Below are 14,500 nucleotides of genomic sequence, written 5' to 3'. Positions count from 1 at the left end.
GGTTCCCATCACTGAGCCTCAACTGCCAGTGCAGCGGCCCGTTCTGCCCGCGCAGCATGCTCGGCTTGTTGAGTGAGTCGTTGGGCATGAGCCGTGTCATCTTCACAGGTATCGCGGCGCTCCGGGTGCAGGCCCAGTTTGGCAAACAGCGCGCGGTCGCGGTCGGCTTGGGGGTTGCCGGTAGTCAGGAGTTTATCGCCGTAGAAGATCGAGTTGGCCCCGGCCAGGAAGGCCAGCGCTTGCGTTGATTCACTCATCTGCTCGCGGCCAGCGGAGAGGCGTACGTGGCTTTGCGGCATCATGATGCGTGCCACAGCAATGGCGCGGATAAACTCAAGGGGGTCAAGATCTTCAACGTTTTCCAGCGGTGTACCCGGCACTTTTACCAGCATATTGATCGGCACGGATTCCGGGTGCGGCGACAGCTTTGCCAACTGCTGTAGCAAGGCACTGCGGTCCCGGGCACTTTCCCCCATGCCGAGAATACCGCCAGCACATACTTTCATGCCCGCTTCGCGCACGGTAGCCAGGGTATCCAGGCGGTCGCCGAAGGTCCGCGTGGTGATGATCTCGCCGTAAAAGTCGGGGGAGGTATCCAGATTATGATTGTAATAATCCAGCCCCGCCGCTGCCAGGCGGCTAGCCTGATCACCGTTGACCATACCCAGTGTCATGCAGGTTTCCAGACCCAGCGCTTTCACCTGGCGTACCATCTCTTCGACCAGCAGTAAGTCTTTATCCCGGGGGCTGCGCCAGGCGGCACCCATACAGAAACGGCTGGCGCCGGCTGCCTTGGCCGCCTTCGCCTGGGCCACGACTTTGTCAACTTCCAGCAGCTTCTCTTTTTCGAGTTGGGTGTTGTAGTGACCAGATTGGGGGCAGTATTTGCAGTCTTCCGGACAGGCGCCGGTCTTGATCGACAGCAGGGTAGACACTTGCACCGCGTTGGCATCGAAGTGCGCGCGATGCACTTGCTGCGCCTTGAACAGCAGATCGTTAAAGGGTAGCGCAAATAGCGCTCTGATCTCGTCCAGCGACCAATCGTGGCGTGGAGCAGGGTTATTGAAAGCAGCGTCGGTCACAAGTAAACCTTTTTAATTTTAAAAGTTAACCAACTCTAGCGATGGAGTGCCAGCAGTGTCAACTTTATATAAATTCAAGGTTTACTATAAATGAACGTACTACCCAAAAGATTCTCACCTGCCCTGCTATTCATCCCCTCGGGCATGTTTGATGCGCTTGAGCCATTGCTGCTTGGCGTAGCTGCGCAGGTTATCCACATGGTCGGTTTCATCGACGATATCCTGGCCAAGAATGGTCTCGATAATATCTTCCAGGGTGATCAGGCCGACAAAGGTGCCGTGCTCATCGTAGATAACGCGCATATGCAGGCGGTCATGCAGCATGGCAGTAAATACCTGCTCGACGTTATGGGAAATATCCACACTGGCAATCGGGTGCATCAGCACCTTCATGATCTGATCATCCTCGGCCTGATACATATCCGCTTTGTGAACATAGCCAAAAGCCTGCTCACCGTTATCCATCACCGGAAAACGGGTGAACGGCGACTTGCCATAGGTTGCATCAAACTCGGCTACTGTCATGTGTGGCGGCACGGTTTCACACACGGTACGTGGGGTCATTGCCTTGCTGACCGGGATATCATGCAGGTTGAGCATATTAGTAATGGTGCGCGACTCATCAGCGTCCAGTACCTTCTCTTCGAGTCCGACCCGGGCCAGCACCTTGATTTCATCGCGCAGGTCTACGTCATGCTCGGATTTTCCCAGCCGACGGGTAATCTGCTCTGACATCCAGATAAACGGCAATAGCATCACAATCATCGGCTTGAGTATCTTGGGCAGCCAGGGCGCCAGGCCGCGCCAATAGGTGGCACCAATGGTTTTGGGGATAATTTCCGAAAGAATCAGAATCAGCATGGTCATCACCGCCGAAACAATCCCGATGGATGCCTCACCAAACACCACCGCCGCCTGGGCACCTACTGCTGTGGCGCCCACCGTATGGGCGATGGTATTCAGGGTAAGAATCGCCGCCAGCGGACGGTCAATATTGGCTTTCAGCTCGACCAAGGCGGCATGCAGACGAGGTTGCTCTTCCTTGAGTTTGGCAATGTAGCTGGGGGTAATCGATAGCAGCGCCGCTTCAAGAATCGAACATAAAAAGGAGAAGCCAATCGACAGGGTGGCGGTCAATACAAGCAGGAACATAAGCGTCCATGAGTGAAGGATGAAGGAAAGCGTCTGAAGTGTTCATAGGGCCAGGCAGCGGCAAAATCAATTGTTCAACCACATGTTTCAGGCACTTTTTATTCGACTTACATTATGCATTGAGAAAGGGTTCTCTTACGCCAACCTGGCAAAAGGCTCAATAATTGGCTGAGCACGATGCTCTGCCTGCCACAGGTCGTAATCGCTTTGTGCTGCCAGCCAGGTGCGCGCTCGACCAATACCGGCGCGTTCAAGGCGAACCGCCAGATCAGGGCTAATCGGTGCGTGCCCGTGAAGTATCCGTGACAGCGTTTCACGTGCAAGCCCCAGGCGTCGAGCCATTTCCGTGATACTAACACCCAGCTCAGGAAGCACATCTTCACGAAGCGTTTCACCAGGATGCGGGGGATTGTACATAGGTGTCATAACAAACCTCCTAGTGGTAATCCAGATAATCAACCAGCTCAACATCTGGGCCGGTGAAGCAAAAAATCACTCGCCAGTTACCACTGACGGTAATCGACCAGAACCCGGCTCGTTCGCCCTTTAGCGGGTGCAAGCGCCATCCTGGGAGATTGACCGCTTCAGGTTCTTCGGCATGATCCAACAATGCCAGAATTCGGCCTAGCCGTTTGGCATGATCGTGGCGAATCCCTTTCATCGACCCCGTCTCGAAAAAGGCACGCAGTCCTTTGTGCTGAAAGCTGATGATCATTCCTTATTGTGATGTTTTACATCACACAATGCAATCAGGGCTAGCGTCTGAAGCAGCTGAAGAGTCAAGCAGCGGCAAAATCAATTGTTCGCAGCTAACACCATGGCTTTTCGGCCGTTCAAACCATACCATACTCTTACTGAATGGAATTAATGTATAGATATTGTATACTTTATTCCTATTTACACCATCAGGAGCCATGCATGCTGAGCCTGCGTCAGGTACATAAAGCCTTCAGCACACCACAGGGCGAGCTGCCAGTGCTTAACGGCATTGATCTAAGCCTGGATAAAGGTGAAAGCCTGGCACTGATGGGGGAATCCGGGAGCGGTAAATCCACGCTGTTACATCTGGCAGCCGGGCTGGACGTTCCTGATCAGGGCAGCGTTCATCTCGATGGCCAGAACCTGGCGCAGCTGGATGACGCTGCCCGGGCCCAGCTGCGCTGCCACCAGCTGGGCCTGGTGTTTCAGCAGTTTCATCTGGTGCCCAGTTTAAAGGTGGTTGATAACCTGCGCCTGCAGGCACGGCTGGCGCAACGTGAAGACCCTGAATGGACAAACCACTTGATCCATCGATTGGGGCTGAGTGGCCGGGAAGGCGTTTACCCTGAGCAGCTTTCCGGTGGCCAGCAGCAGCGGCTGGCCATCGGGCGCGCCCTGGCCGTTCGCCCACGCTTACTATTGGCCGATGAACCCACCGGCAACCTGGATGAGCAAAGCGCCGACACTGTGCTTGGCTTACTGCTGGAACTGGTGGCCGAAACCCGCTGTGCCCTCTTGATGGTTACCCATAGCGCCCGCGTTGCCGCCCCGCTGGACAGGCTGGTTCGCCTGCAACGTGGCCACCTGCTGGATGAACTGGCATGATCTGGCGCGTCCTGCTCACCCTGCTCGGCCATTACCGCCGCCACCCTGGCCAGCTGGCCATGTTGCTGCTGGGCCTATGGGTGGCGAGCGCCCTGTGGAGCAGCGTACAGGCGGTCAACGCCACTGCCAAGGACAGCTATGCCCGCGCCAATGCGCTGTTCAGCTCAGACGTTGACCAGCTGACTCGCCGCGACGGTGCGCCACTGACCCGGGACGATTACCTCACCCAGCGCCGCGCAGGATGGCCGGTATCGCCGCTGATCGAAGGCAGCCTCCAGATTGGCGAGCAGCGCCTGACGGTGATCGGCATGGATATCTTCAGTCTGCCTGCCAATAATGCGTTAGGCAGTGACGCAGGCGCCTCGTTAACAGCGTTCTTCACGCCGCCCTGGCAAACCCAGCTGGCGCCCGAGACGCTCAACACGCTCGGCATTTCCACAGATAAAGCACAAAACGCCAGACCAGTCACCGCCAGTGGCCAGACGCTCCCCCCTCTAGCGTTACGCCCGGATCTGCCGCCCAACACCCTGGTGATGGATATTGCCGCTGCCGCTCAACTGCTGGACAGCGGCGCAGCTCTGAGCCAACTGGTCACCCCACCTGGTGCGCTGGCAAGCCCGCCCGAGGGCTTCCGTTTGACCCGGGCGGCTTCAATTGCCTCCCCCGGCCAACTGACGGACAGCTTCCACCTTAACCTGATGGCCCTGGCGCTGCTTTCCCTGGTGGTGGGCCTGTTTATTGTTCAGGCCGCATTGGGGCTGGCCATGGAACAACGTATGGCCACGCTGCGAACGCTCCGGGCGCTGGGCGTACCAGCGCTGACTCTGGTGTTGGCCATTGCCCTGGAGCTTTTGCTGCTCGGCCTGCTGGGGGCTGGCCTGGGCCTGATCAGCGGATTATGGCTGGCCAGCCAGCTATTACCGGATGTGGCCACTACCCTGACCTCCCTCTATCAGGCCGATGTCAGCCGCCGCCTGGCGCTGCCCTGGCATTACTGGCTGGGCAGTATCGGCGTCACCCTGGGCGGTTTGCTGCTGGCCGGCAGCAGCATGCTATGGCGGGCCGCGCGCTTGAATATCCTGGCCCTGGGGCAAGCTCAGGCCTGGCGTCAGGGGTATCAGCGCCAGCTTAAGCGTATGCTGCAAGGTGCCATGGTGTCGGCTGTTTTAGCCGTTGGAATACTGGTGTGGATCAGATCCCAGCCGCCCGGCGAGGGACTATTGGGCAGCTTTGCGCTGGTGGCAACACTTTTACTGTTCAGCGCCCTGGCCCTGCCCCCCTTGCTGAACATACTGCTGCAAGGTCTACAGGGATATCTTCACCATCGTCCCTTGGCTCACTGGGCAGTGGCAGACTGCCAGCTACAGCTGCCGCGTCTGTCATTGGCCATGATGGCCCTGCTGATTGCCCTGGCCACCAATCTGGGTGTGAGTAGCATGGTGGGCGGGTTTCGTCTGACCTTTCTGGAGTGGTTGGATCAGCGTCTGGCGGCGCCTTTATATGTTAACGCCGCCCCCTCGACGCTCTCGCCCATGCTGGAATGGCTGGATGCCCAACCAGAAGTGACGAGCACGCTGCCCACTGCCCAGGGCAGCAGCCAACTGACGCCTGCTTCCAGTAACACCCAGGCCGAGCAGCGTGAAGTAGCCCTGTTTGGCATTGCGCCCGTGCCTGCCCTCACGGATCAGTGGCCACTGATAGAAACCATCAAGGGGTCAACTCAGGCCTGGTCGGCCTTCAGCACAGGTCAGAGCGTATTTATCAACGAACAGTTGGCGGTGGCGGCGCAGCTGACGCCGGGCGATAGCGTCATGCTGGCATCCCGCAACGGCCCGGTCACCGTCAGCATTGCCGCCATCTACCCCGATTACGGCAATCCCCGCGGCCAGCTGTTGATGCCGATCCAGACGCTCTTGGAAGACTTCAGCGGCGAGTTGGCCTCGCTGGGACTGGTGCTGGATAACACAGTTGATCCAACGACGTTTCACCAGGCCTTGACCGAACGCTTCGACCTGAGCGAGGAAGCGCTGATCAATCAGCGAGAGGTCAAGGAGCTGGCCACGCGGATTTTCGAGCGTACCTTCACCATCACCCGCGCTTTGAATGTATTGACCCTGGGCGTTGCGGCTCTGGCCCTGCTGGCGACCCTCCTGGCCCAGGCCCGAGAGCGCCAGCGCCAGGTAGCACCGCTATGGGCCATGGGGGTCTCCCGACGCAAGCTGGCGTTGTTACCGCTTTACCAGCTGGGCGGCCTGGCCCTGCTGACGGCAGTGGCTGCCATTCCGCTGGGTATTGCGATTACCTGGGTGCTGGTCGCCATTATCAATGTGGCGGCGTTTGGCTGGCGGTTGCCCTTGATCATGTTCCCTTGGAGTATTGTTGCTACCCTGGCCACGGCAGTGGCCGTGGCTTTGCTGGCTGCAGCGCTGCCCGCGATCAAACTGTGGCGTACCTCGCCCCGAGCCATACTCAATGAGGGAAGCACATGAAGTCTGTCTACCTATTCATACTGGGTGTGGCGGCCCTGACAGGAATACTTGCCGGCTGCCAGGAAGACACCACCGATAGCGCCGCCACGCAGGGTTTTGCCGGCCTTGGCGACGATGCTTCTGCCTATGCACAGGCCAGCGCGGAGACCCCCTTGACCTTTCCGACTGACCATGGCCCGCATCCTGATTACCGCATCGAGTGGTGGTACCTTACTGCCAATCTTGAAAATGACCAGGGCGAGCCACTGGGTTTGCAATGGACGCTGTTTCGCCAGGCCCTGATGCCACCGGATGAGCGCCCCGAACCTTCCGAATGGGCCGCTGATCAGGTGTGGATGGCGCATATGGGGATTTCACGCGGGGAAGCGCATATCGCCGCCGAGCGCTTTGCCCGCAGCCACAGTGCCCATGACGATGGTCAGGCCGGAGTGATCGCCGCGCCTTTCCAGGCCTGGCTGGATGACTGGACCTTTCAAAGCCCGCCCCAGGCCGACTTTAAGCGCTTTGAATTGAGCGCCTACAGCGGTGAAGGTGAAGAACGTTCAGGGTATGAACTGACCCTGACAGCACAAGGCCCGCTGGTGCTGCACGGCCAGAACGGTTTCAATGCCAAGACGGTTGAAGGCCAGGGCACCCACTACTACAGCCAGCCGTTCCTGCAGATCACAGGGCAGGTGACGCTCAAGGGTGAAACCCAGCAGGTAAGCGGCCAGGGCTGGCTGGACAGGGAATGGGGCAGCCAGCTTATCTCCGGCCAGCAAAGCGGCTGGGACTGGTTTTCGCTGCATCTGGACGATGGCCGCAAGCTGATGGCCTATCGATTGCGAGGAGGCGGCAAAGACGGCGGCGACTACCAGTTTGCTCACCTGATAGGCACCGACGGTCGCACGCTGCAGAAAGGCCCTGACACAGTCATCTTGACCCCATTGAAAGAGCAGCCGGTCGCCGGGCGAAGCGTTCCCACCCGCTGGGCGCTTCGCCTCCCTGAAGGAGACCTGCAGCTGGAGGTGGAAGCCCGCCACCCCAACCGCTGGATGGACACCTCGGTTCCCTATTGGGAAGGAGAGGTCGTTGTGCGTGATGCCAGCTCCCAGGCAGCCATGGGCGTGGGCTACCTGGAAATGACGGGCTATTAATTTACTGCTTCGCCCTCTGCAAACGACTGGGCGGTGAAGATTTAACGCATGTACCTGAGAAGCCAGTACCGACTGCGGTGTCCGTCAGGAAGGCCTCAGTCATCGGTGCTTTTATCCAGTATCTACCTTGCCTGTACGCCTTGCCAGTCTTCACGCTCCAGCGCTGGTTTGTCTGCCCGAAAGCCTGAATAAAGTTCTATTCCTTGTTGATCTTCCAGAATATCGACGCGTACGCCCTTTTCACGCAGTAGCGCTTCGTTTCCTGACGCATTTGTTACATCGCCTATCACCACGCGAGAGACCCCCCGCATATGCAGCAAGGTGGCACAGATTTCACAGGGGCTTAAGGAGGTGAAAAGCGTCGTTTGCGCAAAGTTGACGCGCCCGGCATCGCGCATGGCAGCTGTTTCGCCATGATTATAGGGATGACTTTCCTGAACCAGCGTATTGTGCCCTTTACCCACAATCCGGCGGGTCGCATTATCAATAATGACAGCCCCGATCGGGCAACCGCCTTCATTGGCACTTTTCTGCGCCAGCATCACCGCGATACGCATCAGGTGGGCATCTGTCAGGCGCTGTGCAAATTCATCGTCCATCAAGGCATCTAGGTGCTGCGTCGGCATATAGGCTATCGCCTGCAATGCCGCCTTGTTAACCGCTGTCGTCGCGTCTAATAAAACACTGCTCTGTTGGGAGACCATGCGCTATGTCCTTTTCGTAATGGGTCATCTTATCAGCAAGCTGTCATTGCCTCTGGACCGGACGCATGCGGCGCCGCCATATCCATAAGAATCACAGCCACACAGGGCCTGTTGACGTTTCATCGCGAACCGTGTTGCTGCGCCAAAGGGCGTCAGGCAAGGCGCGACACGACGGCAATCGTCGTGCTCTTACCGAGTGGCGCAACGCTGCATGGCATACTTTGACGCGCACCCCGAAGGGACAGGGCCCTAAGGTAGACGCCCTTCACGTTTCAGCCGCCGCCTGACCCAGTGATCATAGAGGTAACGCAGCCCCTGATTGATACCTGGCAGGCCGATCAGCCAGGCCAGCGGTTTCAGGCGCGGCACCCGACGCATCAGGATGATGTAGGCGGTCATTCCTTCATGTATCTCGCCCTGGGCATCTTCAACATGCAGCGACATCAGCGCCGCCTGCGGGTCAATGCCTTTTTCGCGAAGCTGTTCGTGGTGCTGATTGAGATCACACCAGATGACATCGCGCCCTGTCTCGCCTGCCCAGCGCTCATAGCGCACCCGGTCGCGGCGGCAACCCGGGCAGGCAGCGTCGTAGTAAACCTTAAGGGGCGGCAGGTCCGCCATAGTCAACTCCTTAGCTTGGGTGGTCGTGTCCATAAAGCGAAGCCCCCTGGTGGGCATGATCGATATGTTCGAACTCCAGGCTGGAATGGCCAATGCCAAACTGCGCTTTCAGGCGGGTCTTGATAGCTGCCTTGATGTTTTCCAGATGCTGCCAGTTGGCTTCACTGACCACGACATGACAGTCAAGCGCGGCGATATGTTCCTGCATCTGCCAGAGATGAACATGGTGGACATCTTCAACGCCATCAAGGTCACGCATCAGTGCGATCACCGCCTCACCGTCGATATCAGGCGGCGAGCCGAGCATCAGAGTACGGATCGGGCCACCGATTTCGCTGAGCGCCAGGTAGAGAATGTATAGCGCGATGCCGATGGTAATCGCCGGATCTACCCAGCGCAGGTCATAAAGCAGAATGAGGCTACCGCCGATAATGACCGCAACCGAGGCAAACGCATCCGAGAGATTATGCACAAACAGGGCGCGTATATTGATACTGCCTTTCTGCATCGACCAGGTCAGCCAGGCGGTCAGCGCATCCACAAACAGAGCAACACCGCCGATAATCACAATGATCCACCCCTGAATGTCCGGCGGGTCAACCAGACGCATCACGCCTTCGTAGATCAGAAAGGCACCAATAAGAATCAGCGTGGTGTAGTTGATCAGCGCCGCGACAATCTCGATGCGACCATAGCCAAAAGTCATCTGTGCATCTGCCGGGCGGCGGGCAATCTTGCGGGCGGCAAACGCAATCACCAGCGCGGCCATATCCGAAAAGTTGTGCAGCGCATCAGCAATCAGCGCCAGGCTGCCTGCCAGCACGCCACCCACCAGCTGCGCCAGAGTCAGGAGTCCATTTGCCCAAATGGCAATACTGACCCGACGATCACCGGATTCCGGGTCCAGATGGTGATGGTGATGATGTTCCATATAACACACCTTTATTGTTGAAGCGCTGAATCAGCCGTCGCACACTTGTTATCAATACCTTCTTGATACTGATACTAGGACATTGACGCCTTCACAGTTTGAATTCAACGACCCGCTAGCGATCGTCCAGGAGACAGGACATGACAGAGGTTGCACACCCCGGCATTGAGGCTGTCATCATTACCGGCGCCAGCAGCGGTATTGGCAGTGCCACTGCTGAGAAACTCGCTGAGCAGGGCAAGGCCCTGATACTGCTGGCGCGCCGCAAGGCCCCACTGGAAGCCATGATGACCCAGTTGCGTCAGCAACACCCGCAAGGCACCTTTATTACCATTGCCGGGGACCTTGCCCATCGCCAGGAATGCGATGCGGTGATCAGCGGCCTGCGCCGCACATTACACAGCCACTCATTCAGGCTGGAAGGTTTTATCCATTGCGCGGGAATAGGGATACCCACCGATGATTTGCAACATTGGAAGCCGGATGACCTTGAGGCAGCGCTGGCACTGAATGTGATGGCCCCGCTAAGATTGATTCAGGCATTACTACCCTATCTTGGTGACGACGCCCAAGCTCATGCTCATTTCTGCCGCATAGTGCTTGTCGGTGCGGGCATTGACCGCCAAGCGCAGCCAGGTACCGGTACCTATGGCATCAGCAAGATGGCCTTACGTCGTTTGTTCGAACAGCTTATTCTCGACCTGGCCCCTTATTCCGCCACTGTTGCCCTCTTCCAGCCGGGGATGGTCGATACTCCCGGGCTTCGCCAGCACATCCGTGTCGCCAGTGCACTCGCACTGCCTCACGCCGAATATCTCCATCAGCGTCTGGCGCAGGGAAACTGCTTGATGCCAGAGAGGGTGGGGGGTGCCCTATCTGACTTACTTAATCAGGTTCCCATCGAGGAATTTAGCGGCAGGGAGTGGCATGCGCGACAATTACTGTGAGCGTCGGACGTTAAAAGAGACTGAAAAATCCTATACAAGGCATATACAGACAGGTATATTCACAAGGGCTTAAGATGCTTTGCGGTCATTACGACCTCCTTATTTCTGGATAGCTGAGCCTTCAGGCTGACACTTAGTAACGCACCAAGGAGAAATTCTGATGTACACAGCGGCCCTGTTGTTCTCTGCGCTACTGTTTGGCGGGATGGTTCTTTACTCGTTCGGTTTTGCAGCTTTCTTGTTGACCACACTGCCTACGGACGTCGCGCGTGCTTCAATAAGGCGCGCCTTCCCTTACTTTTACCTGTTTGTCCTTGTGGTTGCAGGAATATCCGCGCCGCTGCTGTGGCCATTTGATCGCATCTCTGCCCTTTTGATGGCCTTCATCGCCGTGACCGTCATCCCCACACGCCAGGTACTGATGCCTGCTATCAATCGCGCCACTGATGAAGGAGAAGTAGCGCGATTCAAGAAACTCCATGGGCTATCTGTGGTGATTGGCATCGCGCATATTGTTATTAACGCCTATGTTCTCAGCCGATTTATATAGCAGGTCAGTCTCCTTGCACGCCCTGCCCTGGCATCACCTGCCAGGGGCAGATGCACTGCGCGCTATCAGATAATCAATCACTGCCCGGGCCTCGGCAGAGAACCAGTCGGCGCTGCCGGTCAGGCGAGCAACTTCGCGCCCGGCGGGGTCAAGCAGCACCGAGGTGGGCAAGCCAAGCACGCCAATATCACGGGCAATAGCGCTGTCCGGGCTTTGATAGCGAGGCAGCAGGCGGATAGCGTTTTCATCCATGAAACGCGCAATCTCAGAAGCATCATGCTGACCGGAGGCAATGGTAATGACCTCAAATGCTGTGCCTGAGTAGGCCTTGGCCAACCGATCCAGGGCGGGCATTTCTTCCCGACAGGGGGCACACCAGGTCGCCCAGAGATTTACCAGCCGCCAGCGTCCATCCAATGATTCAAGGGTCAGCTCGCGCCCATCGGCGGTTTCGAACGGTGTCTGGCTGGGGGCCTGGCGTGGCGGCTCGGTTGGCTGCAAGGCCTGCATCGCACCCTGCATCAAATGGGCCGGAAGCGGTTCAGCCGCCTTGACAGGCTGGGCAATCAGCAGCGAGACCAAAATCAACAACGCGATGGCTGACAGAGCCAGTGGTAACCGGCGCAGTGCAATAAGCGGTTTCAATGGTTATGACCTGCATGACCGTGCTGACGGGCACTGGCACTTTCAACCTCGACATGCAGTGTCAGCCTGCCAACATCCGTATCGAGGTGGACGTCAAAATGCTCGCCTTCCACCAGGGCACTTGAGAGACCCTTTAGCTGAATAGACAACCCATTGGGTGAGAGCACCAGAGTGCTGGATGGATCCAGCGGCATGGCCTCGATTGGCGCATGCTGAGGCTCGCCATCGACCAGACGAAAACCGGTCAACCGCGCCGTTTGGGCGAGCTCGGCATGCGCACCGGTCAGGGTGATGGTTTCAGTACCGGTGTTTTCCAGCTCCACATAGACGTGGGCGTCCCTGTCGCGAGTGGCGTTGGTCCAGGCGTGCAGGGCGCGGAGGTTGGCTAGTTCACTGACGTGGCTGGCCTCGTCGTCATGCTTATCGTCATCATGACTGCCGTGGTCATGACTATCATCCTGGCCGTGATCATCCGCGTGTTGTTCGTCATGGTGATCGGTGTCGCCTTGCTCATGGCCGCCGGCGAAGGCCGTGACAGCCATCAATCCCGCGATCATCAACAGGGACGTAATAAGGGTTTTGAAAGACACAGCAGTTGCACAAGGCTTAATCATCAGGGTATCTCCGCTATCAGCTTCTTAGATGGGTAACAGTGGGTTGGCGCAAGACCGCCAGGGCAGGAAGCATGGCCAAAGCCAGGGTAATGCCGGCAAAGGCAGCGGCCAGGCGGATTTCCTGCCAGCCAAGACGCGCCTCGACCAAGATGTCAGTGCGCTGGGTAATCACGGCCGACAGGACACTGGCCGCCCCCTGGCCAACGCCCAGCCCTAAAAGGGTGCCGCCAAGAATCAGCACCGCACAGTAGCCCCACACCACCGCCATCAAAAAGCGGTTGGGAGCACCCAAGGCGCGCAGCAGCGCCATCTGACGGGCAAACAGGCGGGACAGAATCAGCAGCGCCAGCAGCACGCTGGCGGCGACCAGCATCTGGGTCACCAGTGTGGTGATCGACATCGCCTGACGCACATCGCCCATCACCCGATACAGGTCGGTCAGCACGGTCGCCGGGAAGAACGCCATGGTGTTTTCGTTGCGGCTGAACTCTGAGCGCAAGGCGTAATTGGCCCACAGTTCTTCGGCCTTGACGATAATCGCCGGGGTGCCGGGGAAGTAGTCGGCATCAAAGGGCGGGCCCAGCTGGTCGCGTCGCTCGGGCGCATGACCGTTGGCCAGCCCATGAACCTCCCAGACGGCCTCGACTGGCACCAGAATGGCGCGGTCCCAGGGCGAGCCGGTACGCGGCATGCGCCCCACCACTTCGAAATGTGCGTCATGCGAGTCAGCTTCCAGGCCAGCCTCTTCGCCCACCCCGTGAGACGGCTGGAAAGTGTCGCCGATGGCCAGCCCTGCCGCAGCCCCGACTACCGCCTCATAGGTCGTATTCCACAGCCTGCCCTCAACGCTGTCATCGGTCAGGTGGCGGGTGAATTCCGCCGTGGTGCCGACGACGGGTGACTGGCGGTAACTGTCGCCAAAGGCCAGTGGCGCGGCAATCTCGACCCGCTCATGGCGTGCAATCTGCTGATAGGTCGGGCCATCGAGCAGGCCGACATCGCTGGGCTGGAGGTAGACGGCGGCCAGCATCATGGTCATTTCGCTGCCGGGCGGGGTCACCAGCAGGTCAAACTTGTCAGCGGCCTTGGCGCTGCCCTGGCGAAGCCCGCGTTCCTGAGCGATCAAGGCGCTGCCCATGCCCACCGCCACCGCGATCAGAACCACAAAGGTCAGGTTGGCCCAGCGAAAGCGCCACAGCATGGCGCGGATCAGGCGAGTGGCCGCAAACCCATACAGCAGTGCCGCCCCGATCAACAGGATCGGTAATAACCAGGCCCCCAGTAGCAGCATTTCCTGGGCCACGATGGGCAGCCCATCCCAGAAATCACGCATGGTCGACGATCCTTTTGTCTGCATCAGTGTTATCTGCGCCAGCAGGGACTGCCGGGCGACCATCGGCAATCGTCAGCACCTCATCCATACATGCCAGCAGGCGCTCGTCATGGCTGACCACGATCAGGCTGGTGCCAGCATCGCGGGCCAGCGCTACCAGGTCCTGGCTCAGCGCATCGGCGGCACTGCGGTGCAGGCTGGCGGTAGGTTCATCGGCCAGCAGGATATCCGGGTTAGCCGCAAGAGCACGGGCCACGGCAACCCGCTGGCGCTCACCGCCAGAGAAGCTGGCCACCCTGCGCGTGGCATCCTGAATTCCCAGCCGCTGCAGATGCTCGGCCGCCCGAGCGCGGATACCGGCGCGTTCACGGCGCGGGCGAAACAAGGCCGAGAGCCCGGCGTTGGTCAAGGCATCCAGCTCCTCAAACAGCAGGAAATCCTGAAATATCATGCCCACATGGCGCTCGCGAAAGGCGGCGCGACGCCGCTGAGAAAGCTCGACCAGGTTGGTATCCCCCCAACCAATATGCCCTTCCAGGCGATCAAGCAGGCCGGAAAGCGCATACAAGAGGGTCGACTTGCCCGCACCCGAGGGCCCGCGGATGCCTAGCGAGCGGCCGGGGGCAAGTGCCAGGTGAGGAATCTCCAACAGCGGCTGGCCACTGTCGGCGCTCACCTTAAGGGCATGCACATCAAGCGCAAGTGTCATGGC

Annotated in this window: 16 protein-coding genes; 5 read left to right on the top strand and 11 right to left on the bottom strand. The window is 58.6% G+C overall.

Features of this window, described 5'->3' with window-relative positions:
• Positions 1–8: 8 nt before the first annotated feature.
• The 4 genes from bioB to LL947_RS02230 form a co-directional block, all read right to left on the bottom strand.
• Complete coding sequence (gene bioB / locus LL947_RS02245) at positions 9–1,082, bottom strand: biotin synthase BioB (protein WP_499833806.1); 1,074 nt, start codon at positions 1,080–1,082, stop codon at positions 9–11.
• A 126-nt stretch (positions 1,083–1,208) separates the two neighbouring features.
• The gene (locus tag LL947_RS02240) at positions 1,209–2,234 is read right to left on the bottom strand and encodes a CNNM domain-containing protein (protein ID WP_499833805.1); all 1,026 of its coding nucleotides are present in this window, start codon (positions 2,232–2,234) and stop codon (positions 1,209–1,211) included.
• Positions 2,235–2,369: 135 nt separating this feature from the next.
• Entirely contained in the window at positions 2,370–2,660 is a 291-nt protein-coding gene (locus tag LL947_RS02235; protein WP_499833804.1) for a HigA family addiction module antitoxin, read from the bottom strand.
• A 10-nt stretch (positions 2,661–2,670) separates the two neighbouring features.
• Positions 2,671–2,949 (bottom strand): type II toxin-antitoxin system RelE/ParE family toxin, encoded by a 279-nt coding sequence (locus tag LL947_RS02230; RefSeq protein WP_499833803.1) that lies wholly within the window; start codon positions 2,947–2,949, stop codon positions 2,671–2,673.
• Between the two features lie 203 nt (positions 2,950–3,152).
• Between LL947_RS02230 and LL947_RS02225 the strand changes: the two genes are divergently transcribed.
• The 3 genes from LL947_RS02225 to LL947_RS02215 are packed head-to-tail and all read left to right on the top strand — an operon-like array spanning position 3,153 to position 7,443.
• Positions 3,153–3,818, top strand: a complete 666-nt coding sequence (locus tag LL947_RS02225) for an ABC transporter ATP-binding protein (RefSeq protein ID WP_499833802.1) — start codon at positions 3,153–3,155, stop codon at positions 3,816–3,818.
• Positions 3,815–6,307 (top strand): FtsX-like permease family protein, encoded by a 2,493-nt coding sequence (locus LL947_RS02220; RefSeq protein ID WP_499833801.1) that lies wholly within the window; start codon positions 3,815–3,817, stop codon positions 6,305–6,307. Before LL947_RS02225 ends, LL947_RS02220 begins: the two co-directional genes overlap by 4 nt.
• Positions 6,304–7,443 carry a lipocalin-like domain-containing protein gene (locus LL947_RS02215; RefSeq protein WP_499833800.1) on the top strand — a complete coding sequence of 380 codons (1,140 nt, stop codon included), beginning with the start codon at positions 6,304–6,306 and terminating at the stop codon, positions 7,441–7,443. Before LL947_RS02220 ends, LL947_RS02215 begins: the two co-directional genes overlap by 4 nt.
• 122 nt (positions 7,444–7,565) lie before the next feature.
• Here LL947_RS02215 and LL947_RS02210 read toward each other — a convergent pair whose 3' ends face one another.
• The 3 genes from LL947_RS02210 to LL947_RS02200 all read right to left on the bottom strand — a co-directional run bounded on the left by LL947_RS02210 (position 7,566) and on the right by LL947_RS02200 (position 9,699).
• Complete coding sequence (locus LL947_RS02210; RefSeq protein ID WP_499833799.1) at positions 7,566–8,147, bottom strand: nucleoside deaminase; 582 nt, start codon at positions 8,145–8,147, stop codon at positions 7,566–7,568.
• A gap of 249 nt (positions 8,148–8,396) precedes the next feature.
• Positions 8,397–8,768 (bottom strand): thiol-disulfide oxidoreductase DCC family protein, encoded by a 372-nt coding sequence (locus tag LL947_RS02205; protein WP_290822275.1) that lies wholly within the window; start codon positions 8,766–8,768, stop codon positions 8,397–8,399.
• Positions 8,769–8,778: 10 nt separating this feature from the next.
• Positions 8,779–9,699 carry a cation diffusion facilitator family transporter gene (locus LL947_RS02200; RefSeq protein WP_499833798.1) on the bottom strand — a complete coding sequence of 307 codons (921 nt, stop codon included), beginning with the start codon at positions 9,697–9,699 and terminating at the stop codon, positions 8,779–8,781.
• 140 nt (positions 9,700–9,839) lie between these two features.
• Here LL947_RS02200 and LL947_RS02195 point away from each other — a divergent pair, with 140 nt between their 5' ends.
• Positions 9,840–10,646 (top strand): SDR family NAD(P)-dependent oxidoreductase, encoded by an 807-nt coding sequence (locus LL947_RS02195; RefSeq protein WP_499833797.1) that lies wholly within the window; start codon positions 9,840–9,842, stop codon positions 10,644–10,646.
• Positions 10,647–10,806: 160 nt separating this feature from the next.
• Positions 10,807–11,196, top strand: coding sequence for a DUF4149 domain-containing protein (locus tag LL947_RS02190; RefSeq protein WP_290822269.1), 390 nt, complete (start codon positions 10,807–10,809; stop codon positions 11,194–11,196).
• 33 nt (positions 11,197–11,229) lie between these two features.
• Here LL947_RS02190 and LL947_RS02185 read toward each other — a convergent pair whose 3' ends face one another.
• From LL947_RS02185 to LL947_RS02170, 4 genes are read right to left on the bottom strand one after another with little or no spacing between them, the layout of a single operon-like run.
• On the bottom strand, positions 11,230–11,841 hold the full coding sequence (locus tag LL947_RS02185; protein ID WP_404415870.1) for a TlpA disulfide reductase family protein: 612 nt from the start codon (positions 11,839–11,841) through the stop codon (positions 11,230–11,232).
• A complete protein-coding gene (locus tag LL947_RS02180; RefSeq protein ID WP_290822266.1) occupies positions 11,838–12,455 on the bottom strand; it encodes a copper chaperone PCu(A)C in 618 nt (205 codons plus the stop codon). The genes LL947_RS02185 and LL947_RS02180 overlap by 4 nt, the downstream gene beginning before the upstream one ends.
• 16 nt (positions 12,456–12,471) lie before the next feature.
• Positions 12,472–13,788 carry an FtsX-like permease family protein gene (locus LL947_RS02175; protein ID WP_290822264.1) on the bottom strand — a complete coding sequence of 439 codons (1,317 nt, stop codon included), beginning with the start codon at positions 13,786–13,788 and terminating at the stop codon, positions 12,472–12,474.
• A complete protein-coding gene (locus LL947_RS02170; protein ID WP_499833796.1) occupies positions 13,781–14,497 on the bottom strand; it encodes an ABC transporter ATP-binding protein in 717 nt (238 codons plus the stop codon). Before LL947_RS02170 ends, LL947_RS02175 begins: the two co-directional genes overlap by 8 nt.
• Positions 14,498–14,500: the final 3 nt, after the last annotated feature.

This window comes from Halomonas sp. BLK-85, assembly GCF_044792155.1.
In the GTDB taxonomy this organism is placed as follows: Bacteria; Pseudomonadota; Gammaproteobacteria; order Pseudomonadales; family Halomonadaceae; genus Vreelandella.
Note: the sequence above shows the minus strand (reverse complement) of the source record. Positions and strands in the feature narration are given on the sequence as shown.

What these genes read in the sequence shown, in the direction of transcription:
- LL947_RS02240 (WP_499833805.1), bottom strand. Translation starts at nt 2,234, where the DNA reads ATGTTCCTGCTTGTATTGACCGCCACCCTGTCGATTGGCTTCTCCTTT.
- LL947_RS02235 (WP_499833804.1), bottom strand. Translation starts at nt 2,660, where the DNA reads ATGACACCTATGTACAATCCCCCGCATCCTGGTGAAACGCTTCGTGAA.
- LL947_RS02230 (WP_499833803.1), bottom strand. Translation starts at nt 2,949, where the DNA reads ATGATCATCAGCTTTCAGCACAAAGGACTGCGTGCCTTTTTCGAGACG.
- LL947_RS02225 (WP_499833802.1), top strand. Translation starts at nt 3,153, where the DNA reads ATGCTGAGCCTGCGTCAGGTACATAAAGCCTTCAGCACACCACAGGGC.
- LL947_RS02220 (WP_499833801.1), top strand. Translation starts at nt 3,815, where the DNA reads ATGATCTGGCGCGTCCTGCTCACCCTGCTCGGCCATTACCGCCGCCAC.
- LL947_RS02215 (WP_499833800.1), top strand. Translation starts at nt 6,304, where the DNA reads ATGAAGTCTGTCTACCTATTCATACTGGGTGTGGCGGCCCTGACAGGA.
- LL947_RS02210 (WP_499833799.1), bottom strand. Translation starts at nt 8,147, where the DNA reads ATGGTCTCCCAACAGAGCAGTGTTTTATTAGACGCGACGACAGCGGTT.
- LL947_RS02205 (WP_290822275.1), bottom strand. Translation starts at nt 8,768, where the DNA reads ATGGCGGACCTGCCGCCCCTTAAGGTTTACTACGACGCTGCCTGCCCG.
- LL947_RS02200 (WP_499833798.1), bottom strand. Translation starts at nt 9,699, where the DNA reads ATGGAACATCATCACCATCACCATCTGGACCCGGAATCCGGTGATCGT.
- LL947_RS02195 (WP_499833797.1), top strand. Translation starts at nt 9,840, where the DNA reads ATGACAGAGGTTGCACACCCCGGCATTGAGGCTGTCATCATTACCGGC.
- LL947_RS02190 (WP_290822269.1), top strand. Translation starts at nt 10,807, where the DNA reads ATGTACACAGCGGCCCTGTTGTTCTCTGCGCTACTGTTTGGCGGGATG.
- LL947_RS02180 (WP_290822266.1), bottom strand. Translation starts at nt 12,455, where the DNA reads ATGATTAAGCCTTGTGCAACTGCTGTGTCTTTCAAAACCCTTATTACG.
- LL947_RS02175 (WP_290822264.1), bottom strand. Translation starts at nt 13,788, where the DNA reads ATGCGTGATTTCTGGGATGGGCTGCCCATCGTGGCCCAGGAAATGCTG.
- LL947_RS02170 (WP_499833796.1), bottom strand. Translation starts at nt 14,497, where the DNA reads ATGACACTTGCGCTTGATGTGCATGCCCTTAAGGTGAGCGCCGACAGT.